General features: G+C 56.8%; 18 protein-coding genes, 2 tRNA genes, 2 rRNA genes and 1 pseudogene. 13 read left to right on the top strand and 10 right to left on the bottom strand.

Annotation, left to right across the window (positions count from 1 at the left end; translation table 11 throughout):
• Window positions 1-11 precede the first annotated feature (11 nt).
• The 6 genes from ACYZT9_RS01490 to ACYZT9_RS01465 form a co-directional block, all read right to left on the bottom strand.
• Window positions 12-2,903: ribosomal RNA gene (locus ACYZT9_RS01490) — 23S ribosomal RNA — on the bottom strand.
• A 236-nt stretch (window positions 2,904-3,139) separates the two neighbouring features.
• Window positions 3,140-3,215, bottom strand: a tRNA-Ala gene (locus ACYZT9_RS01485).
• A gap of 28 nt (window positions 3,216-3,243) precedes the next feature.
• Window positions 3,244-3,320 (bottom strand) — tRNA-Ile (locus ACYZT9_RS01480).
• An 82-nt stretch (window positions 3,321-3,402) separates the two neighbouring features.
• Window positions 3,403-4,939: ribosomal RNA gene (locus tag ACYZT9_RS01475) — 16S ribosomal RNA — on the bottom strand.
• The 16S and 23S rRNA genes sit together here with 2 tRNA genes alongside, the layout of an rRNA operon.
• 641 nt (window positions 4,940-5,580) lie before the next feature.
• Window positions 5,581-6,801 carry a CaiB/BaiF CoA transferase family protein gene (locus tag ACYZT9_RS01470; RefSeq protein WP_462008238.1) on the bottom strand — a complete coding sequence of 407 codons (1,221 nt, stop codon included), beginning with the start codon at window positions 6,799-6,801 and terminating at the stop codon, window positions 5,581-5,583.
• A 13-nt stretch (window positions 6,802-6,814) separates the two neighbouring features.
• Complete coding sequence (locus ACYZT9_RS01465) at window positions 6,815-7,996, bottom strand: acyl-CoA dehydrogenase (protein ID WP_462008237.1); 1,182 nt, start codon at window positions 7,994-7,996, stop codon at window positions 6,815-6,817.
• Between the two features lie 157 nt (window positions 7,997-8,153).
• Here ACYZT9_RS01465 and ACYZT9_RS01460 point away from each other — a divergent pair, with 157 nt between their 5' ends.
• The 10 genes and pseudogenes from ACYZT9_RS01460 to ACYZT9_RS01415 all read left to right on the top strand — a co-directional run bounded on the left by ACYZT9_RS01460 (window position 8,154) and on the right by ACYZT9_RS01415 (window position 18,040).
• On the top strand, window positions 8,154-9,053 hold the full coding sequence (locus ACYZT9_RS01460; protein ID WP_462008236.1) for a LysR family transcriptional regulator: 900 nt from the start codon (window positions 8,154-8,156) through the stop codon (window positions 9,051-9,053).
• Between the two features lie 433 nt (window positions 9,054-9,486).
• Complete coding sequence (locus ACYZT9_RS01455; protein WP_462008235.1) at window positions 9,487-10,608, top strand: Re/Si-specific NAD(P)(+) transhydrogenase subunit alpha; 1,122 nt, start codon at window positions 9,487-9,489, stop codon at window positions 10,606-10,608.
• Between the two features lie 15 nt (window positions 10,609-10,623).
• A complete protein-coding gene (locus ACYZT9_RS01450) occupies window positions 10,624-10,947 on the top strand; it encodes an NAD(P) transhydrogenase subunit alpha part 2 (protein ID WP_007947884.1) in 324 nt (107 codons plus the stop codon).
• Entirely contained in the window at window positions 10,947-12,383 is a 1,437-nt protein-coding gene (locus ACYZT9_RS01445) for an NAD(P)(+) transhydrogenase (Re/Si-specific) subunit beta (protein WP_462008234.1), read from the top strand. The genes ACYZT9_RS01450 and ACYZT9_RS01445 overlap by 1 nt, the downstream gene beginning before the upstream one ends.
• 180 nt (window positions 12,384-12,563) lie before the next feature.
• Window positions 12,564-14,057: an acetyl-CoA hydrolase/transferase family protein gene (locus ACYZT9_RS01440; protein WP_462008233.1), complete on the top strand. Its 1,494-nt coding sequence runs from the start codon at window positions 12,564-12,566 to the stop codon at window positions 14,055-14,057.
• A 319-nt stretch (window positions 14,058-14,376) separates the two neighbouring features.
• Window positions 14,377-14,592, top strand: coding sequence for a DUF1127 domain-containing protein (locus tag ACYZT9_RS01435; RefSeq protein ID WP_462008232.1), 216 nt, complete (start codon window positions 14,377-14,379; stop codon window positions 14,590-14,592).
• Window positions 14,593-15,002: 410 nt separating this feature from the next.
• Window positions 15,003-15,320, top strand: a complete 318-nt coding sequence (locus ACYZT9_RS01430) for a DUF2388 domain-containing protein (protein WP_017335802.1) — start codon at window positions 15,003-15,005, stop codon at window positions 15,318-15,320.
• A gap of 104 nt (window positions 15,321-15,424) precedes the next feature.
• Window positions 15,425-15,734, top strand: a pseudogene (locus tag ACYZT9_RS01425) (DUF2388 domain-containing protein).
• A gap of 27 nt (window positions 15,735-15,761) precedes the next feature.
• Window positions 15,762-16,082 (top strand): DUF2388 domain-containing protein, encoded by a 321-nt coding sequence (locus ACYZT9_RS01420; protein WP_462008231.1) that lies wholly within the window; start codon window positions 15,762-15,764, stop codon window positions 16,080-16,082.
• Complete coding sequence (locus tag ACYZT9_RS01415) at window positions 16,079-18,040, top strand: DUF7844 domain-containing protein (protein ID WP_462008230.1); 1,962 nt, start codon at window positions 16,079-16,081, stop codon at window positions 18,038-18,040. Before ACYZT9_RS01420 ends, ACYZT9_RS01415 begins: the two co-directional genes overlap by 4 nt.
• A gap of 92 nt (window positions 18,041-18,132) precedes the next feature.
• On the opposite strand, the gene trpA is transcribed toward ACYZT9_RS01415, so the two are convergent.
• Both trpA and trpB read right to left on the bottom strand, forming a co-directional pair.
• Window positions 18,133-18,945, bottom strand: coding sequence for a tryptophan synthase subunit alpha (gene trpA / locus ACYZT9_RS01410; protein WP_462008229.1), 813 nt, complete (start codon window positions 18,943-18,945; stop codon window positions 18,133-18,135).
• The gene (gene trpB / locus ACYZT9_RS01405; protein ID WP_462008228.1) at window positions 18,945-20,180 is read right to left on the bottom strand and encodes a tryptophan synthase subunit beta; all 1,236 of its coding nucleotides are present in this window, start codon (window positions 20,178-20,180) and stop codon (window positions 18,945-18,947) included. The genes trpA and trpB overlap by 1 nt, the downstream gene beginning before the upstream one ends.
• Before the next feature lie 124 nt (window positions 20,181-20,304).
• On the opposite strand from trpB, the gene ACYZT9_RS01400 reads away from it, so the two are divergent.
• Complete coding sequence (locus tag ACYZT9_RS01400) at window positions 20,305-21,198, top strand: LysR family transcriptional regulator (RefSeq protein WP_462008227.1); 894 nt, start codon at window positions 20,305-20,307, stop codon at window positions 21,196-21,198.
• Here the strand turns inward: ACYZT9_RS01400 and ACYZT9_RS01395 are convergent.
• Window positions 21,195-21,521 (bottom strand): ElaB/YgaM/YqjD family protein, encoded by a 327-nt coding sequence (locus tag ACYZT9_RS01395; protein WP_462008226.1) that lies wholly within the window; start codon window positions 21,519-21,521, stop codon window positions 21,195-21,197. The genes ACYZT9_RS01400 and ACYZT9_RS01395 overlap by 4 nt on opposite strands.
• A 157-nt stretch (window positions 21,522-21,678) precedes the next feature.
• Between ACYZT9_RS01395 and ACYZT9_RS01390 the strand changes: the two genes are divergently transcribed.
• The gene (locus ACYZT9_RS01390; protein ID WP_462008225.1) at window positions 21,679-21,894 is read left to right on the top strand and encodes a dodecin; all 216 of its coding nucleotides are present in this window, start codon (window positions 21,679-21,681) and stop codon (window positions 21,892-21,894) included.
• 122 nt (window positions 21,895-22,016) lie between these two features.
• Complete coding sequence (locus ACYZT9_RS01385) at window positions 22,017-22,238, top strand: DUF1161 domain-containing protein (protein WP_462008224.1); 222 nt, start codon at window positions 22,017-22,019, stop codon at window positions 22,236-22,238.
• 116 nt (window positions 22,239-22,354) lie between these two features.
• Here the strand turns inward: ACYZT9_RS01385 and ACYZT9_RS01380 are convergent, their stop codons facing one another.
• Window positions 22,355-23,356 (bottom strand): LLM class flavin-dependent oxidoreductase, encoded by a 1,002-nt coding sequence (locus ACYZT9_RS01380; RefSeq protein WP_462008223.1) that lies wholly within the window; start codon window positions 23,354-23,356, stop codon window positions 22,355-22,357.
• Between the last annotated feature and the right edge of the window lie 171 nt (window positions 23,357-23,527).

Raw genomic sequence — 23,527 nt, 5'->3', positions numbered from 1 at the left:
TTGGGTGTTATATGGTCAAGCCTCACGGGCAATTAGTATTGGTTAGCTCAACGCCTCACAGCGCTTACACACCCAACCTATCAACGTCGTAGTCTTCGACGGCCCTTCAGGGGACTCAAGGTCCCAGTGAGATCTCATCTTGAGGCTAGTTTCCCGCTTAGATGCTTTCAGCGGTTATCTATTCCGAACATAGCTACCCGGCAATGCCACTGGCGTGACAACCGGAACACCAGAGGTTCGTCCACTCCGGTCCTCTCGTACTAGGAGCAGCCCCTCTCAAATCTCAAACGTCCACGGCAGATAGGGACCGAACTGTCTCACGACGTTCTAAACCCAGCTCGCGTACCACTTTAAATGGCGAACAGCCATACCCTTGGGACCGGCTTCAGCCCCAGGATGTGATGAGCCGACATCGAGGTGCCAAACACCGCCGTCGATATGAACTCTTGGGCGGTATCAGCCTGTTATCCCCGGAGTACCTTTTATCCGTTGAGCGATGGCCCTTCCATACAGAACCACCGGATCACTAAGACCTACTTTCGTACCTGCTCGACGTGTCTGTCTCGCAGTCAAGCGCGCTTTTGCCTTTATACTCTACGACCGATTTCCGACCGGTCTGAGCGCACCTTCGTACTCCTCCGTTACTCTTTAGGAGGAGACCGCCCCAGTCAAACTACCCACCATACACTGTCCTCGATCCGGATAACGGACCTGAGTTAGAACCTCAAAGTTGCCAGGGTGGTATTTCAAGGTTGGCTCCACGCGAACTGGCGTCCACGCTTCAAAGCCTCCCACCTATCCTACACAAGCAAATTCAAAGTCCAGTGCAAAGCTATAGTAAAGGTTCACGGGGTCTTTCCGTCTAGCCGCGGATACACTGCATCTTCACAGCGATTTCAATTTCACTGAGTCTCGGGTGGAGACAGCGCCGCCATCGTTACGCCATTCGTGCAGGTCGGAACTTACCCGACAAGGAATTTCGCTACCTTAGGACCGTTATAGTTACGGCCGCCGTTTACCGGGGCTTCGATCAAGAGCTTCGCGTTAGCTAACCCCATCAATTAACCTTCCGGCACCGGGCAGGCGTCACACCCTATACGTCCACTTTCGTGTTTGCAGAGTGCTGTGTTTTTAATAAACAGTCGCAGCGGCCTGGTATCTTCGACCGGCATGGGCTTACGCAGTAAATGCTTCACCCTCACCGGCGCACCTTCTCCCGAAGTTACGGTGCCATTTTGCCTAGTTCCTTCACCCGAGTTCTCTCAAGCGCCTTGGTATTCTCTACCCAACCACCTGTGTCGGTTTGGGGTACGGTTCCTGGTTACCTGAAGCTTAGAAGCTTTTCTTGGAAGCATGGCATCAACCACTTCGTCACCCAAAGGGTAACTCGTCATCAGCTCTCGGCCTTAGACCCCCGGATTTACCTAAGAGTCCAGCCTACCACCTTAAACTTGGACAACCAACGCCAAGCTGGCCTAGCCTTCTCCGTCCCTCCATCGCAATAACCAGAAGTACAGGAATATTAACCTGTTTTCCATCGACTACGCTTTTCAGCCTCGCCTTAGGGACCGACTAACCCTGCGTCGATTAACGTTGCGCAGGAAACCTTGGTCTTTCGGCGTGGGTGTTTTTCACACCCATTGTCGTTACTCATGTCAGCATTCGCACTTCTGATACCTCCAGCAAGCTTCTCAACTCACCTTCACAGGCTTACAGAACGCTCCTCTACCGCATCACCTAAGTGATACCCGTAGCTTCGGTGTATGGTTTGAGCCCCGTTACATCTTCCGCGCAGGCCGACTCGACTAGTGAGCTATTACGCTTTCTTTAAAGGGTGGCTGCTTCTAAGCCAACCTCCTAGCTGTCTAAGCCTTCCCACATCGTTTCCCACTTAACCATAACTTTGGGACCTTAGCTGACGGTCTGGGTTGTTTCCCTTTTCACGACGGACGTTAGCACCCGCCGTGTGTCTCCCATGCTCGGCACTTGTAGGTATTCGGAGTTTGCATCGGTTTGGTAAGTCGGGATGACCCCCTAGCCGAAACAGTGCTCTACCCCCTACAGTGATACATGAGGCGCTACCTAAATAGCTTTCGAGGAGAACCAGCTATCTCCGAGCTTGATTAGCCTTTCACTCCGATCCACAGGTCATCCGCTAACTTTTCAACGGTAGTCGGTTCGGTCCTCCAGTTAGTGTTACCCAACCTTCAACCTGCCCATGGATAGATCGCCCGGTTTCGGGTCTATTCCCAGCGACTAGACGCCCTATTAAGACTCGCTTTCGCTACGCCTCCCCTATTCGGTTAAGCTCGCCACTGAAAATAAGTCGCTGACCCATTATACAAAAGGTACGCAGTCACCCAACAAAGTGGGCTCCCACTGCTTGTACGCATACGGTTTCAGGATCTATTTCACTCCCCTCTCCGGGGTTCTTTTCGCCTTTCCCTCACGGTACTAGTTCACTATCGGTCAGTCAGTAGTATTTAGCCTTGGAGGATGGTCCCCCCATATTCAGACAAAGTTTCTCGTGCTCCGTCCTACTCGATTTCATGGCCAAGAGATTTTCGCGTACAGGGCTATCACCCACTATGGCCGCACTTTCCAGAGCGTTCCGCTAATCTCAAAGCCACTTAAGGGCTAGTCCCCGTTCGCTCGCCACTACTAAGGGAATCTCGGTTGATTTCTTTTCCTCAGGGTACTTAGATGTTTCAGTTCCCCTGGTTCGCTTCTTAAGCCTATGTATTCAGCTTAAGATACCTAACTTGTGTTAGGTGGGTTCCCCCATTCAGACATCTCCGGATCAAAGTCTGTTTGCCGACTCCCCGAAGCTTTTCGCAGGCTACCACGTCTTTCATCGCCTCTGACTGCCAAGGCATCCACCGTATGCGCTTCTTCACTTGACCATATAACCCCAAGCAATCTGGTTATACTGTGAAGACGACATTCGCCGAAAATTCGCGATTAAACTCACAAATTTTACCTTAGCCTGATCCGTTACCAGTGAAAGTAACGTCCAGTCTATCTTTCTATCACATACCCAAATTTTTAAAGAACGATCTAGCCAAAGACTAGAAATCAACATTCACCATCATCACAATGGAATGCTCATTTCTAAGCTTTCAACAAACAGAAGCAGTAGTGGTGGAGCCAAACGGGATCGAACCGTTGACCTCCTGCGTGCAAGGCAGGCGCTCTCCCAGCTGAGCTATGGCCCCGTATTGCTACAGGTTCCCACACAAAAATTGGTGGGTCTGGGCAGATTCGAACTGCCGACCTCACCCTTATCAGGGGTGCGCTCTAACCAACTGAGCTACAGACCCAATTTCGGGCTGCTTCTTATCGTCTTCTTCAATGAATCAAGCAATTCGTGTGGGAACTTATGGAGCAGCTGATGTCGTCGATTAAGGAGGTGATCCAGCCGCAGGTTCCCCTACGGCTACCTTGTTACGACTTCACCCCAGTCATGAATCACACCGTGGTAACCGTCCTCCCGAAGGTTAGACTAGCTACTTCTGGTGCAACCCACTCCCATGGTGTGACGGGCGGTGTGTACAAGGCCCGGGAACGTATTCACCGCGACATTCTGATTCGCGATTACTAGCGATTCCGACTTCACGCAGTCGAGTTGCAGACTGCGATCCGGACTACGATCGGTTTTCTGGGATTAGCTCCACCTCGCGGCTTGGCAACCCTCTGTACCGACCATTGTAGCACGTGTGTAGCCCAGGCCGTAAGGGCCATGATGACTTGACGTCATCCCCACCTTCCTCCGGTTTGTCACCGGCAGTCTCCTTAGAGTGCCCACCATCACGTGCTGGTAACTAAGGACAAGGGTTGCGCTCGTTACGGGACTTAACCCAACATCTCACGACACGAGCTGACGACAGCCATGCAGCACCTGTCTCAATGTTCCCGAAGGCACCCATCCATCTCTGGAAAGTTCATTGGATGTCAAGGCCTGGTAAGGTTCTTCGCGTTGCTTCGAATTAAACCACATGCTCCACCGCTTGTGCGGGCCCCCGTCAATTCATTTGAGTTTTAACCTTGCGGCCGTACTCCCCAGGCGGTCAACTTAATGCGTTAGCTGCGCCACTAAGAGCTCAAGGCTCCCAACGGCTAGTTGACATCGTTTACGGCGTGGACTACCAGGGTATCTAATCCTGTTTGCTCCCCACGCTTTCGCACCTCAGTGTCAGTATCAGTCCAGGTGGTCGCCTTCGCCACTGGTGTTCCTTCCTATATCTACGCATTTCACCGCTACACAGGAAATTCCACCACCCTCTACCATACTCTAGCTTGTCAGTTTTGAATGCAGTTCCCAGGTTGAGCCCGGGGCTTTCACATCCAACTTAACAAACCACCTACGCGCGCTTTACGCCCAGTAATTCCGATTAACGCTTGCACCCTCTGTATTACCGCGGCTGCTGGCACAGAGTTAGCCGGTGCTTATTCTGTCGGTAACGTCAAAACAACACAGTATTAATGTACTGCCCTTCCTCCCAACTTAAAGTGCTTTACAATCCGAAGACCTTCTTCACACACGCGGCATGGCTGGATCAGGCTTTCGCCCATTGTCCAATATTCCCCACTGCTGCCTCCCGTAGGAGTCTGGACCGTGTCTCAGTTCCAGTGTGACTGATCATCCTCTCAGACCAGTTACGGATCGTCGCCTTGGTGAGCCATTACCTCACCAACTAGCTAATCCGACCTAGGCTCATCTGATAGCGCAAGGCCCGAAGGTCCCCTGCTTTCTCCCGTAGGACGTATGCGGTATTAGCGTCCGTTTCCGAGCGTTATCCCCCACTACCAGGCAGATTCCTAGGCATTACTCACCCGTCCGCCGCTCTCAAGAGAAGCAAGCTTCTCTCTACCGCTCGACTTGCATGTGTTAGGCCTGCCGCCAGCGTTCAATCTGAGCCATGATCAAACTCTTCAGTTCAAACATCTTTGGGTTTTTAAGAAACCCTAAACTTGGCTCAGCAATCGTTGGTTACATCTTTGATTTCTCGCGGAGTAACTTGTGATGCTGATAATCTTGTTGACTATCAGTCTGACTCCACAAGCACCCACACGAATTGCTTGATTCAGTTGTTAAAGAGCGGTTGGTTAAGATCTTTCGTCTCAACCGAGGCGCGCATTCTACAGCGTCCTCTGTATCTGTCAAGCGGTTATTTTCAGAAGTTTTCAAAGTTTCCTTTGCAACTTCAACCACTTGCGCTTCCGATCTCTCGTTAGCGGGAGGCGAATTCTACAGCGTTGTTCGCTGCTGTCAACACCTCTTTTTCTCCGCTTTCGACCGAGGGGATCGAAACGTCAATAAGGCGAAAACACACTGCCTTACCAACTCCTTCTGGGCTTCGATGACCTGAAGCAACTCGCTGCCGAAAACTGCGTAACTCTTTGTTTAACAAGGAGTTTTCCGTTTCGACTGCGCCGGAAGTGGGGCGAATTATAGACTTCCAGAATCTGCCGTCAACCCTTAATTACGCTTTTCTATCAATAACTTGCAGAAGCCTGGAAAACAGCCCGTTTCCCTCTATATAGAAGAGCGAAAACACGCCCTCTATATAGAAGGAATTCTCAAAGCACCCCGGCCTCTTTAAAAGCCGCCACCGCACACGCATCCAGACCCAACACCCGCTGCAGCACCTCCAGCGTATGCTCACCCAATAAAGGAGGCGCATTGCGGTACTCCACTGGTGTTTCGGACATGCGTATCGGGCTCGCCACCTGCGGCACCATTCCGGCCAGAACGTGCGGCAGCTCGATAGCCAGTCCTCGCGCTTTTACCTGAGGATCGGCAAACACCTGAGCCAGATCATTGATCGGCCCACATGGCACGCCCGCCTGCTCCAGTTGCGATACCCACTCAGCAGTGGTCTTGAACACCGTAGCCTGACGGATCAACGGAATCAGCACCGTCCGGTTCGCCACCCGCAACTTGTTGGTCGCAAAGCGCGGATCATCCGCCCACTGCGGCTGCCCGGCCACTTCCGCAAATTTGCGGAACTGCCCGTCATTACCCACGGTAAGGATGAAATCGCCATCTGCTGTAGGAAAGTCCTGATAAGGCACGATGTTCGGATGTGCATTACCCAGACGCTTCGGTGCGTTGCCCGTGGTCAGGTAGTTCATCGCCTGGTTGGCCAGGCAAGCCACCTGCACATCCAGCAACGCCATATCAATATGTTGACCGCCACCGTCATGATCCCTATGCGCAAGTGCCGCCAGGATCGCCACAGTCGAATAGAGTCCGGTCAAAATATCCGTCAGCGCCACGCCGACTTTCACCGGCCCTGCGCCCTCATCTCCTTCCGGCCGACCTGTAAGGCTCATCAGACCGCCCAGGCCCTGGATCATGAAGTCATAACCTGCGCGCTTGGCATACGGACCGGTCTGACCAAAACCCGTGATCGAGCAGTAGATCAGATTCGGGTTGGCGGCCTTGAGCGACTCATAGTCCAGCCCATAAGCCGACAGACCGCCGACCTTGAAGTTCTCGATCAGGATGTCCGACTTGGCCGCCAACTCACGTACCAGCTTCTGCCCCTCCGGGCGCGTGAAGTCGATGGTCACGGATTGCTTGTTGCGATTGGCCGACAAGTAATAGGCGGCCTCGCTGGTGTTCTCGCCATAGGCATCCTTCAGAAAAGGAGGCCCCCAGGCGCGCGTGTCATCGCCATTGCCCGGACGCTCGACCTTGATCACCTCGGCGCCAAGGTCCGCCAATATCTGCCCGGACCACGGTCCGGCCAGCACCCGCGATAAATCCAGTACCCGTAGATGTGAAAGCGCGCCCATGACCGTTCTCCTATTAATAGAACGCCTGGATGCCGGTCTGCGCACGACCAAGGATCAATGCGTGGACGTCATGCGTACCTTCATAGGTATTCACCACTTCCAAGTTGACCAGGTGACGAGCCACGCCAAATTCATCGGAGATACCGTTACCGCCCAACATGTCACGCGCCATACGAGCAATGTCCAGGGACTTGCCGCAGGAGTTGCGCTTCATCATCGACGTGATCTCGACCGCCGCAGTACCTTCATCTTTCATGCGACCCAGACGCAGGCAACCTTGCAGCGCCAGGGTGATCTCGGTCTGCATGTCGGCCAGCTTCTTCTGGATCAGCTGAGTAGCGGCCAACGGGCGACCGAACTGCTGACGATCCAGGGTGTATTGGCGAGCGGTGTGCCAGCAGAACTCAGCTGCACCCAAAGCGCCCCAGGAAATACCGTAACGCGCAGAGTTGAGGCAAGTAAAAGGGCCTTTCAAACCACGGACGTCAGGGAAGATGTTTTCTTCGGGGACAAACACGTTGTCCATGACGATCTCACCCGTGATGGACGCACGCAGGCCGACCTTGCCGTGGATCGTCGGAGCGCTCAGGCCTTTCCAGCCCTTCTCCAGTACGAAGCCACGGATGTCGCCTGCGTCGTCCTTACCCCAGACCACAAACACGTCGGCGATCGGGCTGTTGGTAATCCACATCTTGCTGCCGGTCAGGCTATAGCCACCTTCCACTTTGCGCGCACGAGTAATCATCGCGCCTGGGTCGGAGCCGTGGTTGGGCTCGGTCAGACCGAAGCAACCGATCCACTCGCCCGTGGCAAGTTTTGGCAGGTACTTCTGCTTTTGGGCTTCAGTACCGAATTCATTAATCGGCACCATCACCAATGAGGACTGCACGCTCATCATCGAGCGATAGCCCGAGTCGACGCGCTCGACTTCACGGGCGATCAAGCCGTAGCTGACGTAGTTCAGGCCGCTGCCGCCATACTGTTCAGGAATGGTTGCGCCCAGCAGGCCGACTTCGCCCATCTCGCGGAAGATTGCCGGATCGGTTTTCTCATGGCGGAATGCTTCAAGAACACGTGGCGCGAGCTTTTGCTGAGCGAATTGCTCGGCGGTGTCGCGGATCATGCGTTCTTCTTCGGTGAGCTGTTGATCCAGCAGCAGGGGATCAATCCAGTTGAAGCTAGCTTTACCGCCCATGAGTGTGTCCTCTCGAATAGGGTCAAATATCGTGGAACGATCCTAGGCCCGGCTCGGCTTCACGGCAAACGAGGATTTTGCATACTGTTGTGCTAATTTCTCACTCCGAAACGTCGCGAAACAGCTTTAATGCGATGTATTAGTGAGGTTGATGTACATGCGCAGAAAGATTCCCAGCACAACAGCCCTGATCAGCTTTGAGGCGGCCGCACGCCATGAAAGCTTTACCAAGGCGGCTCAGGAACTTTCACTCACCCAGGGAGCGATTTGCCGACAGATCGCCAGCCTTGAGGAGTTCCTCGGTGTGGAATTGTTCCGACGCTCCCGACGCGGGGTCAAGCTGACGGAAGCAGGGCTTTCCTACAGCCGCAGGGTCGCCACCCAACTGGACGCCGTTGAGCGCGACACTTTGTCGGTCATGGGCCAGCAAGGCGCCAACGTGATCGAACTGGCCGTTGTGCCAACTTTCGGCACCCAATGGCTGCTGCCAAGACTCAAGGATTTTCAGCAAAAACATCCTGAAGTGACGGTCAATCTCACCAACCGCACCCGCCCCTTCCTGTTTGCCGACACAGACTTCGATGCGGCGATCTACTTCGGCGATGCGGACTGGTCAGGCACTGAATCCCACAGATTGATGGGCGAAAACCCGATGCCCGTGTGCAGCCCCGCCCTACTGGGCAAAAAGACACGTCTCACACCGGCTGAAATTGCCGAACTGCCCCTACTGCAACAGACCACCCGCCCCTACGCCTGGCGCCAATGGTTCAACTCGCAAAACCTTAATATCCCGCGCGACATGACAGGACCGCGCTACGAGCTATTCTCCATGCTTGCCCAAGCGGCGATGCATGACATGGGGATCGCCTTAATCCCGCCGTTCCTGATTCAACGCGAACTGGCGGAGAAGCGCCTGGTGATTGCCAACGCTCAGGCGCTGTCCAGCATCAAGGCGTATTACCTGATGATTCCCGAGCGAAAAGTCGAATCCGCGTCTTTGAAGGCATTTCGCGACTGGCTGGTGAATCAGGCACAAAGCTACAGCCTAGAGGGATAAAGGCTCAACGCGATTATTGACCTCGTAGTCAATAAACTAAAAGCCCTACAGATATAAGTATTTGTCGCATATTCGCAGACTGTACCGAGAAGCGGTACAAACGTCCCACAAGCGCCTGAAGACGTGGCCTTGAGCCGCTATTCAGCAGCAATATCACCTCATTCACCGTGCCGATGTGTAAATTCTTGAATTTCGGCCAAAATCCTTACAAGGCACGGCCTGCAAGGGATTGAACCGGTCAGTGCGACATTCGGTCACGGGATGACTTGTAGTTAATTTTCCGTCACGCGTCATAAACCCTTGAAGGGCACAAAGTTCGCCTGCAAAATGCCGCGCCCCGCCCTGATTCGGCGGGACCGTGCTGATCGGCCGCCCCAGCCGCACCATCCGTAGTGCATGGGTTTACTCAATAAGATCACGCAGGAGATTTGACGTGCACATTGGTGTTCCAATCGAAACCCAGACGGGTGAAACACGGGTTGCTGCAACCCCGGAAACCATCAAGAAGCTGATCGGCCAAGGTCATAAGGTCACTGTTCAAAGCGGCGCCGGCATTAACGCCAGCGTTGTCGACAGTGCTTATGAAGCGGCAGGCGCAACCATTGGCAGCGCCAACGATGCCTTTGGTGCCGAGCTGATTCTCAAGGTGGTCGCTCCCAGCGACAGCGAACTCGCTCTGATCAAGAGCGGCACCGTTGTGGTGGGCATGCTCAACCCGTTCAGCAATGAAACCATCGCCAAGCTGGCTGAGTGCGGCATTACTGCGTTCGCACTGGAAGCTGCGCCGCGCACCTCCCGCGCTCAGAGCCTTGATGTGCTGTCCTCCCAGGCCAACATCGCCGGCTATAAAGCCGTGTTGCTGGCCGCTCACCACTATCCACGCTTCATGCCGATGCTCATGACCGCGGCGGGCACCGTGAAAGCGGCGCGCGTGCTGATTCTTGGTGCCGGTGTAGCCGGTTTGCAGGCGATCGCTACGGCGAAACGTCTGGGTGCGGTGATCGAAGCGTCTGACGTGCGTCCTGCGGTTAAAGAGCAGATCGAATCCCTCGGCGCCAAGTTCGTCGACGTGCCTTACGAAACCGATGAGGAGCGTGAATGCGCCGTAGGTGTCGGCGGTTACGCACGCCCAATGCCCGCCAGCTGGATGCAACGTCAGGCCTTGGCCGTGCACGAGCGCGCCAAGCAGGCTGACATTGTCATCACCACTGCGCTGATCCCGGGTCGCAAGGCGCCGACGCTGTTGAGCGCGGAAACCGTGGCGCAAATGAAGCCAGGTTCGGTGGTCATCGATCTCGCCGCGGCACAGGGCGGCAACTGTCCGCTGACCGTTGCCGATCAGGTGGTGGTCGAGAATGGCGTGACCATTTGCGGCCCGACCAACCTGGCCGGCGCAGTCGCGGCAGACGCTTCGGCCCTTTACGCGCGCAACTTGCTGGACTTCCTGAAGCTGGTCTTCAACAAAGAAGGCCAGTTCGAATTGAACCTCGAAGACGACATCGTCGCCGCGTGCCTGATGTGCCGCGACGGCCAAGTCATCCGCAAAAACGCCTAAGCAGGGATTCAGACGATGGAAGAGCTTATCTCCCCCGGTATCTACAACCTGATCATCTTCGTGCTGGCGATTTATGTCGGTTACCACGTGGTCTGGAACGTTACACCTGCGCTGCACACGCCGTTGATGGCGGTGACTAACGCGATCTCGGCGATCGTGATCGTCGGCGCCATGCTCGCCGCGGCATTGACCGTGACGCCACTGGGCAAAACCATGGGCACCCTCGCGGTGGCCCTGGCGGCGGTGAACGTGTTTGGTGGCTTCCTGGTCACCCGCAGAATGCTTGAGATGTTCAAGAAAAAAGCCCCGAAAGTCGTAAAAGAAGAGGCGCCCAAGTAATGAGCATGAACCTTGTAACGACGCTCTACTTGATCGCGTCGATCTGCTTCATTCAGGCCCTCAAAGGCCTGTCGCACCCGACCACGTCGCGGCGCGGCAATGTGTACGGCATGCTCGGCATGGCGCTGGCAATCCTCACCACCGTGGGCCTCATCTATAAGCTGGGCGCAGAGCTTGCCACCGCCGGCATCGGTTACGTCATCGTCGGCCTGCTGGTCGGCGGTACTGCCGGTTCGATCATGGCCAAGCGCGTTGAAATGACCAAGATGCCGGAACTGGTCGCCTTCATGCACAGCATGATCGGTATGGCCGCGGTATTCATTGCCATCGCGGCTGTTGTTGAGCCGCAGTCGCTGGGTATCGTCAAGCAACTGGGTGATGCTATTCCTGCCGGTAACCGTCTGGAACTGTTCCTCGGCGCAGCCATCGGTGCAATCACCTTCTCCGGCTCGGTGATCGCGTTCGGCAAGCTCTCGGGCAAGTACAAGTTCCGTCTGTTCCAGGGCGCACCGGTACAGTTCAGCGGCCAGCACAAGCTGAACCTGCTGCTGGGTCTGGCGACCCTGGCGCTGGGCATCACCTTCATGCTGACCGGCAGTCTCAGCGCTTTCGCCCTGATGCTGGCCCTGGCCTTCGTGATGGGCGTGCTGATCATTATCCCGATTGGCGGCGCGGACATGCCGGTGGTGGTGTCGATGCTCAACAGCTACTCTGGCTGGGCAGCGGCAGGTATCGGCTTCTCGCTGAACAACTCGATGCTGATCATCGCCGGTTCGCTGGTGGGTTCGTCCGGTGCGATTCTCTCGTACATCATGTGCAAGGCGATGAACCGTTCGTTCTTCAACGTACTGCTCGGTGGTTTCGGCAACACCGCGGATGCGGCCGGCCCTGCCGGCTCGAAAGAGGCTCGCCCGGTGAAATCCGGTTCGGCTGACGACGCGACCTTCTTGCTGACCAATGCTGACACCGTAATCATCGTTCCGGGATACGGCCTGGCAGTAGCACGGGCGCAGCACGCACTGAAAGAACTGACCGAGAAACTGACTCATCGCGGCGTGACCGTGAAGTATGCGATCCACCCGGTCGCCGGTCGTATGCCTGGCCACATGAACGTATTGCTGGCTGAGGCCGAAGTACCTTACGACCAGGTGTTCGAGATGGAAGACATCAACTCCGAGTTCGGCCAGGCCGACGTGGTGCTGGTACTGGGCGCCAACGACGTGGTCAACCCGGCCGCGAAGAACGACCCGAAATCGCCGATTGCCGGCATGCCGATTCTCGAAGCGTTCAAGGCCAAGACCATCATCGTCAACAAGCGCTCGATGGCCAGCGGCTATGCCGGTCTGGACAACGAACTGTTCTACCTCGATAAAACCATGATGGTCTTCGGCGACGCCAAGAAAGTCATCGAAGACATGGTCAAAGCCGTCGAGTAAAACCTGCTCCAGCGCAATACCAAGAACCCCGGCCTTTAGTAGGCTGGGGTTTTTTTATTCCCCGTGAAACCCGACCAAAGGCTCTAAATCAGGGCTCGACATTCGACCATGGTAGCGGGACGGATTTTTTTCAAATCACTAGACTGCACTCCTTGCTTCCGTTGCCCGAGATGACAATCCATGTACCGTGATCGTATTCGCTTGCCTTCGTTGTTGGATAAGGTGATGAGCGCCGCCGATGCTGCCGCTCTGATTGAGGACGGCATGACCGTCGGCATGAGTGGTTTCACTCGCGCCGGCGAGGCCAAAGCCGTGCCCCATGCATTGGCCGAACGCGCTAAGGTCACCCCGCTGAAAATCACGTTGATGACCGGCGCCAGCCTGGGCAACGATCTCGATAAACAGCTCACTGAAGCCGGCGTTCTTTCGCGGCGCATGCCTTTTCAGGTCGATAGCACCTTGCGCAAGGCGATCAACGCCGGCGAAGTGATGTTCATCGATCAGCACCTCTCGGAAACCGTGGAGCTATTGCGCAACCAGCAGCTGAAACTGCCGGACATCGCCGTGATCGAGGCTGTGGCGATTACCGAGCAAGGCCACATCGTGCCGACCACGTCCGTGGGCAACTCGGCCAGCTTCGCGATTTTCGCCAAACACGTCATCGTCGAGATCAACCTGGCGCACAACCCGAACCTCGAGGGTTTGCATGACATCTATATCCCGACGTATCGCCCGACACGCACGCCGATTCCATTAGTGAAGGTCGACGATCGCATCGGCAGCACCGCCATTGCGATCCCGCCAGAAAAGATCGTCGCGATCGTGATCACCAACCAACCCGACTCGCCTTCAACCGTGCTGCCGCCCGACGTCGATACTCAAGCCATTGCCGACCACCTGATCGACTTCTTCAAGCAGGAAGTGGCGGCCGGGCGCATGACCAACAAGCTGGGCCCACTGCAGGCCGGCATTGGCAACATTGCCAACTCCGTGATGTGCGGCCTGATCGACTCGCCGTTCGAAGATCTGAGCATGTACTCCGAAGTGCTGCAGGATTCGACCTTCGACCTGATCGACGCTGGCAAGCTGAGATTCGCATCTGGCAGTTCGATCACCTTGTCGAGCCGTCGCAACGCCGATGTGTTCGGCAACCTCGATCGCTACAAGGACAAACTGGTCTTGCGGCCGCAGGAAATCTCCAACCACCCGGAAGTGGTGCGCCGGCTCGGTATCATTGGCATCAACACGGCGCTGGAGTTTGACCTGTATGGCAACGTCAACTCCACCCATGTCTGCGGGACGCGGATGATGAACGGCATTGGTGGCTCGGGCGACTTCGCGCGCAATGCGCACCTGGCGATTTTCGTGACCAAGTCGATCGCAAAAGGCGGCGCGATCTCCAGCGTGGTGCCGATGGTCAGCCACGTCGATCACACAGAACATGACGTCGACATCCTCGTGACCGAGATCGGGCTGGCCGACTTACGGGGTCTGGCCCCACGGGAACGGGCTCGCGTCATCATCGATAACTGCGTGCACCCGGACTATCGCCAAGCGCTGGACGACTACTTCACCGCCGCGTGCGCCATTGGCGGACACACGCCGCATATCCTGCGTGACGCCCTTAGCTGGCACATTAAACTGGAAGAAACCGGGCGGATGCTCGCTGGGTAATTGATACAGATAGCAGCTGACGCAAACACAGTTTCGTCGGCTCGCTATTGTTCGGCACAAATGCGTTTAAAACTGTACTGCTGTACCGGTCTTTTCCTACAGTAAAAACCAGCCTTTTCGACCTTAGTCATAAAAAACGCACCATATCAGTGCCGATAGGTACAGTTGCCTCAATTTCGACCAGTACACCCCCCTTTAACAGTTAACTGGTCCCTCACAATACAGGTGAACTGTATCTAGAGAGACTGGCCAAACGAGAGGATCATTGGCATCAGTTAAACCACTACCTAATCCCGCCACAAGCGGAAGGATGTCAACCATGGAACGTACACTCAGTTCCGATCTGTTCTTCGAAGATACTGCTGCAAAAACCCAGGCTTCCATGCCTCTTCGCGTTATCGCCAACCTGATGCTGTGGCAGCGCCGCATCGCCAGCCGCCATCAACTGGCTCGTCTGGATTCGCGTCTGCTGGCTGACGCCGGGATTAGCGAAGCACAACGCTACGAAGAGCTGAGCAAGCCGTTCTGGCGCTAATTTAGCGTCGCTGGCTCTGACCTTCAGGGTCAACCGCCAGCACCCGAATTGAACAAACAAAACCCGTCGTGGGAAACCACGACGGGTTTTGTCGTTTTGGTCACCGAAGCCTCTAAATACTAGGCACAACCGCAAACAAGTACAGTCGAAAACAATCCAAATCTAACCAGTACAATTTCAACTGAGTGCATCTGTCGCGTAGTGTCGGCGGGATCTTCAGGAAATCCCTCCCCGCCCGCAAAAAGGAACCCATGGATCACTTACTGATGCTGGCTTGAACAGACAGGACTGTGCGAACCGATACCTACACGCCTAATATCAAGTCCGAACGTGGCGATGGCTGCGCGACAGGCGTCTGATCCAACAGATACCGCGCCACTCTCAATCGGTTTACCCAAAGGAGTTACACCATGTCCCGACTTCGCCTGCTCAGCGCCGCAGCCCTGCTTGCCGTGGCTGCCAATTCCCACGCCACCAGCTTCATCGTGACCACCGATGCCGTCGTCGGTGCACTCAAGGCAACGTCCGACGCGACTTCCGATGTCACGTCGTCCTTTCGCGATGACAAGATCGTCCGTGCCGCCCGTGATGACGCCGCTAGCTTCGTCGCCAGCGAAGGCGCCATCCGTGGCGTGAAACTGGAAAGCGCACTCGACCACATTCGCCATCAGGCGCCGGGGTTGAACGCAACGGATGCTCAACTGGCTCAGGCTATTCTGACGATCTAAAACGCCCTCTCCTCCCGGGACACGCAATGTGTCCCAATGCTTCGCACTGGCTCTAGACCGGGCGTTGCGATAGCCTTTGGGCTGACCTTCAACTGTCGAGTCTTATGCGTTTTCCTGCACATCTATTGATGACACCTGTTTTCATGGCGGCCTGGTGGGCTGGCTCGGCCCATGCCTTTGACCTGACGACACAGGGGCTCGTGGCCACAGGCTACGCCACAAGCATGGTGACCTCTGCCCCCCTTCGACCGTAAGCTACTGCTCGCCGCCAGGGATGACGCCGCTTCCTTCATAGCCAGTGACGGCCAATTGCGAGGAGCGCAACTGGAGTCCGCCCTGGTCTACCTGCGTCGAGCCCAGCCAAAACTTCATGCAAGCGACCTTGAACTGGCACGGGCTATTCTCGTCCAATAGTTATCCTTGTTCCTCCGGAGTCGTTCCATGCGTAGCCCGCTGATTGTCCTCACCCTTGGCTTGGTTTTATTGGCCGATCTGGCCCAGGCACACACCCTGGTAGCCACCAGTAACATCATCATCAACGCCACCCAACGCACGCTTGATTTCACGTCCGACACCACTACGTCTATCCGTGACTCGAAAATCGTCCGTGAAGCCCACGACGATGCGGCCAGCTTCGTCGCCAGTGAGGGTGAAATCCGTGGCGCGCACCTTGAAGCGGCCTTCAACACATTGCGCACCCGCGTACCGGAAGCCCGGGATGCCAGTGACCAAGTACTCGCCGAAGCCATCCTCGCACTGTGAGCTCGTTAGGTGCCTGGCTGCTGGCCGGGGTTGTGTTGCTACTCGGCAACACGGCTCAGGCCGGCTTGCAATTACGGCTCAAGGCCGAAGGTTTGAGCCCTGCGCAACAACAAGCCAGCCAGGCGCTGCTTGATGAAGCCATGCAAGCGTTGCCGCCGCGGTTCATCGAACAACTCGACCGGCGCATCGACGTCGGCTGGACCGATGACATGCCAAGCAACGCCTACGGCCAGGCGTCACTGGTGTCCGAGCTCGATCTCAATCGCAACCTGCTTGCCAGCCTCACCGACGGCAGCGCTGCAACCAAAAAGACTTATCGCCCCCACGGCACTGTCCGCCGTGAAATGCTGGCTACGGTGCTGCACGAGCTCACTCACATCTATGACCGCTCGCGTCTCTGGTCAACCACCGAGCGTGCACTTATCCAGCGCTGCACCCGGCGCAACAACAGTTCCGGGCTGATCGGCATTCCGGATGAATGCCGTGGCCAATCCTCCCGACGCTTTACCCTCAGCGATGACCCGCGCCTGCTCGACCTCGCTGGCTGGCCGCAATACGTCGGCCGTCGCGGCGAGCGTGAACAGCACAACCGACAGATCGCCCGCAGCCCGGACATTTACGAAACGAGCAGCCCCAAAGAGTTCGTCCCGGTCAACATGGAGTATTTCCTTCTTGACCCGAGCTACGCCTGTCGCCGCCCTGCGCTGTACCGCTACTACAAAGAACATTTCGGCTGGGCACCCGCCGCCAAAGACACCTGCGGCAAATCCTTCGCCTTCCTGAACGCCGGCAATGATTTCGCCAAACAGCCCTTGGGGCAGGTCAATCCGGAACGGGTGTATGCCGTGGATTATCTGCTGGCCGAAGCCAACCAGAACTGGGTCAGCCGCTGGGGCCACAGCATGTTGCGCCTGGTGATCTGCGCACCCGGCCGGCCACGTGGACCGGATTGTCGGCTGGATCTGGACCAGCACCTGGTGTTGTCCTACCGTGCCTTCGTGGGTGACGTACAGCTGTCGAGCTGGGACGGATTGGTCGGCAAATACCCGTCGCGCCTGTTCGTCTTGCCGCTGGCCCAAGTGATCGACGAGTACACCAAGACCGAACTGCGCAGCCTCGCCTCGGTGCCGCTGAATTTTTCGCGCAACGAGATTGAAGACGTAGTGGAACACGCCGCCGAAATGCACTGGAGCTACGACGGCAATTACTTCTTCCTGTCCAACAACTGCGCGGTAGAAGGTCTGAAGTTGCTCCGCAGTGGCACCAACAACGCAAAGCTGGTCGGGCTGGACAACATCATGCCCAACGGCTTGCTGGAAGTGCTCAAGGGTCGCGGACTGGCGGATACCAGCGTTTTGGATGATCCTCGCGAAGCACTGCGCCTGGGCTACCGCTTCGACTCTTTCCGCGATCGCTATCAAGCGATGTTCGAAGTGCTGAAGAAGCACCTGCCGATCAAACAGGACAAGGTCGAAGACTGGCTGGCATTGAAGGCTGAAGAGCGCCGCCAATGGATCGATCAGGCCGATTTACGCACCAGCGCGGCGTTGCTGCTACTGGAACAGGCAGCTTTCCGACAACAACTGGTGCTGGCCCAGAACGAAGTGAAGCAACGCTATCTCGGCGCTCGGGAGTTGAAGAACGGCGGCATGGACAAAGCCAACGCGACGTTGCAGCAGATTCTCGCCAACAGCGGCTTCCTCAGCCGTCCGGCGGAGCTACTCGGCACCGGCGGTTATGGCTTGCCTCAACCCAGCGAATGGCAACGCCTGGAATCGGAAAGCAGCCTGCGACAGAAGCAGCTTCAGGCATTGACCGGTGATCTGGACAAAGAAGTGAGAGCATTGCTCGAGCCGAGCCGTGCAATGGAGATGGCCGCCAATGAAGCCAACCTGAAACAGGTTGGTGAGCATTTGCGCACATTGCATAAAGCAGCGGGCGGGTTGGAGCTGCCATAAAAAGGGCTTCAGAAAGTAGTCCTGAAGCCCTCGGTCTTGCTGGTTATTCTGTGCCACGAGGCTGTAATTCCTCTGCATCAGGAACTTTACCTTCAGCTGACGCGAGCCTTACGCACGCCATCGGCCAGCGCAGCGCAAAGGCTCAACACGCCATCAACCGCCTGATCCGGCGTCGAAGCATTGGCGATGTGGTCGATCAGTGCCGAACCGACCACCACGCCATCAGCCAGACGCGCAATGGACGCCGCTTTCTCAGGTGTACGAATACCGAAACCGATACTGATCGGCAGATCGGTGTGGCGACGCAGACGCGCAACCGCCTCTTCAACGTGCTCCAGCGTCGCCGCGCCAGCACCGGTCACACCGGCAACAGACACGTAGTAGACGAAACCGGAACTGCCGTTCAGCACCGTAGGCAGGCGCACATCATCGGTGGTTGGGGTGGTCAGACGGATGAAGTCCAGACCGGCAGCCTGGGCGGGGTCGCACAGTTCGCCGTTATGCTCGGGCGGCAGGTCGACCACGATCAGACCATCCACGCCGGCCTCTTTGGCGTCGGCGATGAAACGCGGCACGCCGTACATGTGAATCGGGTTGAAATACCCCATCAGCACCAGCGGCGTCTCGGTATTGCCCTCACGGAACTCGCGAACCATTTGCAGGGTTTTCGTCAGATTCTGCTTGGCGCCCAAGGCGCGGATGTTGGCCAGCTGGATCGCCGGGCCGTCGGCCATTGGATCGGTGAAAGGCATGCCCAGCTCGATCACGTCGGCGCCAGCACCGGGCAAACCCTTGAGAATTGCCAGGGAAGTGTCATAGCTCGGGTCGCCAGCGGTGACGAAGGTCACCAGGGCGGCGCGGTTTTGTTCCTTGAGTTCGGCAAAACGCGTTTGCAGGCGGCTCATCAGTGTTTCTCCTGCTGGGATTGCTCTTGTTGAGAGTGTTCCATGTGGTGCATCACGGTTTGCATGTCTTTGTCGCCACGGCCGGACAGGTTGACCACCATCAGGTGATCTTTGGGCAGGGTCGGTGCGCGCTTGAACACTTCGGCCAAGGCATGGGCGCTTTCCAGTGCAGGAATAATCCCTTCCAGGCGGCAGCATTTGTGAAACGCATCGAGGGCTTCGTCGTCGGTCACCGAGGTGTATTGAACGCGACCGATGTCATGCAACCAGGCGTGTTCCGGGCCGATGCCCGGGTAGTCGAGGCCGGCGGAGATCGAGTGGGCGTCGATGATCTGGCCGTCGTCGTCCTGCAGCAGGAACGTGCGGTTGCCGTGCAGCACACCCGGTACGCCGCCGTTCAGGCTGGCGGCGTGCTTGCCGGTTTCGATGCCGTGTCCGGCGGCTTCAACACCGATGATCTCGACGCTTTTGTCGTCGAGGAACGGATGGAACAGGCCCATGGCGTTGGAGCCACCGCCGATGCACGCCACCAGGCTGTCGGGCAGCCGGCCTTCCTGGGCTTGCAACTGGTCGCGGGTTTCCTTGCCGATGACGGCCTGAAAGTCGCGAACCATCGCTGGATAAGGGTGCGGGCCGGCGACAGTGCCGATCAGATAGAAGGTGCTGTCAACGTTGGTCACCCAGTCACGCAGGGCTTCGTTCATCGCATCTTTCAGGGTGCCGGTGCCGGCCACAACCGGGATCACCTCGGCGCCCAGCAGTTTCATGCGAAAAACGTTGGCTTGCTGACGCTCGATGTCGGTAGTGCCCATGTAGATCACGCAGTCGAGGCCAAAACGCGCGGCTACGGTAGCGGTTGCCACGCCGTGCATGCCGGCGCCGGTCTCGGCAATGATGCGTTTCTTGCCCATGCGCCGGGCCAGCAGGATCTGGCCAATGCAGTTGTTGATCTTGTGCGCGCCGGTGTGGTTCAGCTCTTCACGCTTCAGATAAATCTTCGCACCGCCGCAGAACTCGGTCAGACGTTCGGCGTAATACAACGGGCTTGGACGTCCGACGTAGTCGCGCTGAAAGTAGGCCAATTCCTCTTTGAAGGCCGGATCTTCCTTGGCCGTTTCGTACTCGCGGGCCAGATCGAGGATTAACGGCATCAGGGTTTCGGCGACGTAGCGGCCACCGAACGCGCCAAACAGGCCGTTGGCGTCGGGGCCGTTGCGCAGATTAGTCTGGGTCATGGGTCGCTCCGGTTGAATACGTGAGATGACGCTTTTGAAGAGAGTTGGCTTAACTTTACCCCTGACGCCCCAGGCTGAAAACCGATAAGATCGCCGCAACCTGTCAGGAAAACTCACAGACCCCATGAGCCATGACCTTCCTCCGCTGAACGCTCTTCGCGCTTTTGAAGCCACTGCTCGCCTGAACAGCGTCAGCCAAGCCGCCGAGCAACTGCACGTCACCCATGGCGCAGTCAGCCGGCAACTGAAAGTGCTCGAAGAGCATCTCGGCGTGAGCTTGTTCATCAAGGACGGGCGCGGCCTTAAACTCACAGATTCCGGTGTGCGATTACGCGACGCAAGCAGTGAGGCGTTCGAACGGTTGCGCACAGTCTGCGCCGAATTGACGCAAAGCACTGCCGAAGCACCGTTCGTGCTCGGCTGCTCGGGAAGTCTACTGGCGCGCTGGTTCATTCCGCGTCTGGGACGGTTGAATGCTGACCTACCGGACCTGCGCCTGCACCTGTCGGCCGGAGAAGGCGATCTTGATCCTCGTCGACCGGGGCTCGACGCGTTATTGGTGTTTGCCGAGCCGCCATGGCCGTCCGACATGCAGGTCTACGAATTGGCCAGCGAACGAATCGGACCGGTCATGAGCCCACGCACCGCCGGTTACGACCGACTCGAAAAAGCACCTGCAAGCGCGCTGTTGAAAGAGCCGTTGCTGCACACGACTTCACGTCCACAGGCCTGGCCAAGTTGGGCGCAGCAAAGCGGCCTCGACGCCAATGCGTTGAAGTACGGGCAGGGTTTCGAGCATTTGTATTATTTGTTGGAGGCGGCGGTTGCCGGGCTGGGTGTCGCGATTGCCCCTGAACCGCTGGTGACCGAGGACTTGAAGGCCGGTCGCCTGGTTGCGCCGTGGGGCTTCAGTGAAACTTCGGCGCAACTGGCGTTATGGCTACCCAAGCGCGCCGCAGACGGGCGCGCTCGGCAACTGGCGCAGTGGCTCAAAAACGAGCTGCGCCAAGCAGATTAGTCGCCGCGCTTGAACAGCAGGTAAGCCGCGAGCAGACCCAGCGCTCCCACAGCGACACCGGCTGTAGTCCAAGGGTGTTCCTGCGCGTAGTCCCGCGTGGCGATCCCGGTTTCACGGGTTTTGACTCTGACTTCTTCGTACGCGTCGCTGAGCAGATGGCGCGAATGCTTCAGCGCGCTCTCGGCGTTGGCTTTCAGGGCCTTGAGTGTTTTACGCGACTCGTCCGAGGCATCGTCCTTCAGGTTTTCCAAAGACTTCAGCAGACTCTCGATCTCGGCTTCCATGCTTTGCAATGAGGCTTTACGTAAAGAGGTGTTGGCCATGGTGGCTCTCCTGCATTGGTGATGAGTGACGTGTGTTGGTTGGGACTTCAGGGGATCGAGAAAGTGCAGTAAATCTGAACTTCTGCCTCGCAATGGCCGACAGAAGTAATACGAAAAATCACTGCTAGGCTGTATTTCATACCCAAGGAGAACGCCCATGACTGACCATCACACTTACAAGAAAGTCGAGCTTGTCGGCTCATCCACCAGCAGCATCGAGGATGCCATCAACAACGCGCTGGCCGAAGCCAACAAGAGCATCAAATACTTGGAATGGTTTGAAGTGACCGAGACCCGCGGGCACATCAAGGACGGTAAGGCTGCACATTTCCAGGTTACGCTCAAAGTCGGGTTCCGGATTGCCAGTAGCTGAGTTTGAGCGAGTCTTCTGAACTTGCGCGCTGGCCGAGTGCCATAGGGAATGGCAAAGCGCTACATGAGTGCATCCCGCCCATGGCTGGATGCTCCCTTTGATCCGACCAGGGAGTGCGACCGATGAAGAAGTTTATGTTGGCAGTAGGTTTGTTGAGCCTTGCGGGTACAGCGTTTGCTGCCGGCAAGTCGTGCGAAGAGCTGAAAGCCGAAATCGCAGCGAAACTTGACGCCAAGGGCGTTGCTAGCTATTCGCTTGAGATCGTGGATAAAGGCACCGCTGCTGACGGAAAAGTCGTCGGCATCTGTGAAAAAGGCTCCAAGGAGATCGTCTACAAGCGGTAGGCTGATTCCGCTTCACTGAGCGAGCTTGCTCGCGATGGAAGGGAGAGCGCCGCGTTTATTCAGAAAGCATGCGCTATCGTTGACGTCCATCGCGAGCAAGCTCGCTCCTACAGGTGTCAGCCTTTCATGACCTGCGCCAGCAGCTCATAGGAGTGCACGCGATCGGCATGTTCGTATAGATCGCAGGTAAAAATCAGCTCGTCTGCCTGGGTCTGCTCGATCAACACGTCCAGTTTGGCGCGGATTTTTTGCGGACTGCCGACCATCGCTAGCCCAAGGAAATCATGGACCGCGCTTTTCTCATGAGGCAGCCACAGCCCGTCCATAGTGTTCACCGGCGGACGTTGCACCAGGCTTTGGCCACGCATTAACGCGAGGATGCGCTGATAAACCGACGTTGCCAAAAACTCGGCCTGCTCGTCGGTGTCTGCCGCCACCAGCGGAACGCCAAGCATCACGTAGGGCTTATCCAAGACCGCTGAAGGCTTGAAGTGATTGCGATAGACGCGAATCGCCTCATGCATCAATCGCGGCGCGAAATGGGAAGCGAAGGCGTAGGGCAAACCGCGCTCGCCCGCCAGTTGTGCACTGAACAGGCTCGAACCCAGCAACCAAACCGGGACATTGGTGCCGGTGCCCGGCATCGCGATGATTCGCTGATTCGGCGTGCGTGGGCCGAGGTAGCGCACCAGCTCTGCCACATCTTCAGGAAAATCGTCGGCGCTGCCGGAGCGCTCACGGCGCAGGGCGCGGGCGGTCATCTGATCAGAACCGGGGGCCCGTCCCAGGCCGAGGTCGATCCGTCCCGGATAAAGGCTTTCGAGGGTACCGAACTGCTCGGCTATCACCAGCGGCGCGTGGTTGGGCAACATCACGCCACCCGAGCCGACCCGAATGGTGGAAGTGCCGCCGGCCAGATAGCCAAGCAGCACGGAAGTCGCCGAACTGGCGATGCCGTCCATGTTGTGGTGCTCGGCCACCCAGAAACGGTTGTAGCCGAATTTTTCGACGTGCTGTGCCAGGTCCAGGGAGTTACGCAGCGACTGGGCTGCACTGCCGTTCTCCCGCACGGGCACTAGATCAAGAGTCGAGAACTTGATATCGGACAGTCGTTTCATAAACCTGCTTCTCCAATTGAGGGCGCAGGTTTTTTCTCGTAACGAAAACCTGCCGAATCCATAAGCGTGTTTCATGCAATGAGGGCATATACCCGAGTTTCAATAGCGAGAGCAAAATTTCCTACGAAAACGGTAGGATTAATCAGATCAGGTGAACTTTGCGCCACCGTC

This window comes from Pseudomonas sp. ZT5P21 (genome assembly GCF_054897785.1).
Note: the sequence above shows the minus strand (reverse complement) of the source record. Positions and strands in the feature narration are given on the sequence as shown.

Coding starts and splice junctions, on each gene's coding strand:
- ACYZT9_RS01470 (WP_462008238.1), bottom strand. CDS start 6,801: ATGGGCGCGCTTTCACATCTACGGGTACTGGATTTATCGCGGGTGCTG.
- ACYZT9_RS01465 (WP_462008237.1), bottom strand. CDS start 7,996: ATGGGCGGTAAAGCTAGCTTCAACTGGATTGATCCCCTGCTGCTGGAT.
- ACYZT9_RS01460 (WP_462008236.1), top strand. CDS start 8,154: ATGCGCAGAAAGATTCCCAGCACAACAGCCCTGATCAGCTTTGAGGCG.
- ACYZT9_RS01450 (WP_007947884.1), top strand. CDS start 10,624: ATGGAAGAGCTTATCTCCCCCGGTATCTACAACCTGATCATCTTCGTG.
- ACYZT9_RS01445 (WP_462008234.1), top strand. CDS start 10,947: ATGAGCATGAACCTTGTAACGACGCTCTACTTGATCGCGTCGATCTGC.
- ACYZT9_RS01440 (WP_462008233.1), top strand. CDS start 12,564: ATGTACCGTGATCGTATTCGCTTGCCTTCGTTGTTGGATAAGGTGATG.
- ACYZT9_RS01435 (WP_462008232.1), top strand. CDS start 14,377: ATGGAACGTACACTCAGTTCCGATCTGTTCTTCGAAGATACTGCTGCA.
- ACYZT9_RS01430 (WP_017335802.1), top strand. CDS start 15,003: ATGTCCCGACTTCGCCTGCTCAGCGCCGCAGCCCTGCTTGCCGTGGCT.
- ACYZT9_RS01420 (WP_462008231.1), top strand. CDS start 15,762: ATGCGTAGCCCGCTGATTGTCCTCACCCTTGGCTTGGTTTTATTGGCC.
- trpA (WP_462008229.1), bottom strand. CDS start 18,945: ATGAGCCGCCTGCAAACGCGTTTTGCCGAACTCAAGGAACAAAACCGC.
- trpB (WP_462008228.1), bottom strand. CDS start 20,180: ATGACCCAGACTAATCTGCGCAACGGCCCCGACGCCAACGGCCTGTTT.
- ACYZT9_RS01400 (WP_462008227.1), top strand. CDS start 20,305: ATGAGCCATGACCTTCCTCCGCTGAACGCTCTTCGCGCTTTTGAAGCC.
- ACYZT9_RS01395 (WP_462008226.1), bottom strand. CDS start 21,521: ATGGCCAACACCTCTTTACGTAAAGCCTCATTGCAAAGCATGGAAGCC.
- ACYZT9_RS01390 (WP_462008225.1), top strand. CDS start 21,679: ATGACTGACCATCACACTTACAAGAAAGTCGAGCTTGTCGGCTCATCC.
- ACYZT9_RS01385 (WP_462008224.1), top strand. CDS start 22,017: ATGAAGAAGTTTATGTTGGCAGTAGGTTTGTTGAGCCTTGCGGGTACA.
- ACYZT9_RS01380 (WP_462008223.1), bottom strand. CDS start 23,356: ATGAAACGACTGTCCGATATCAAGTTCTCGACTCTTGATCTAGTGCCC.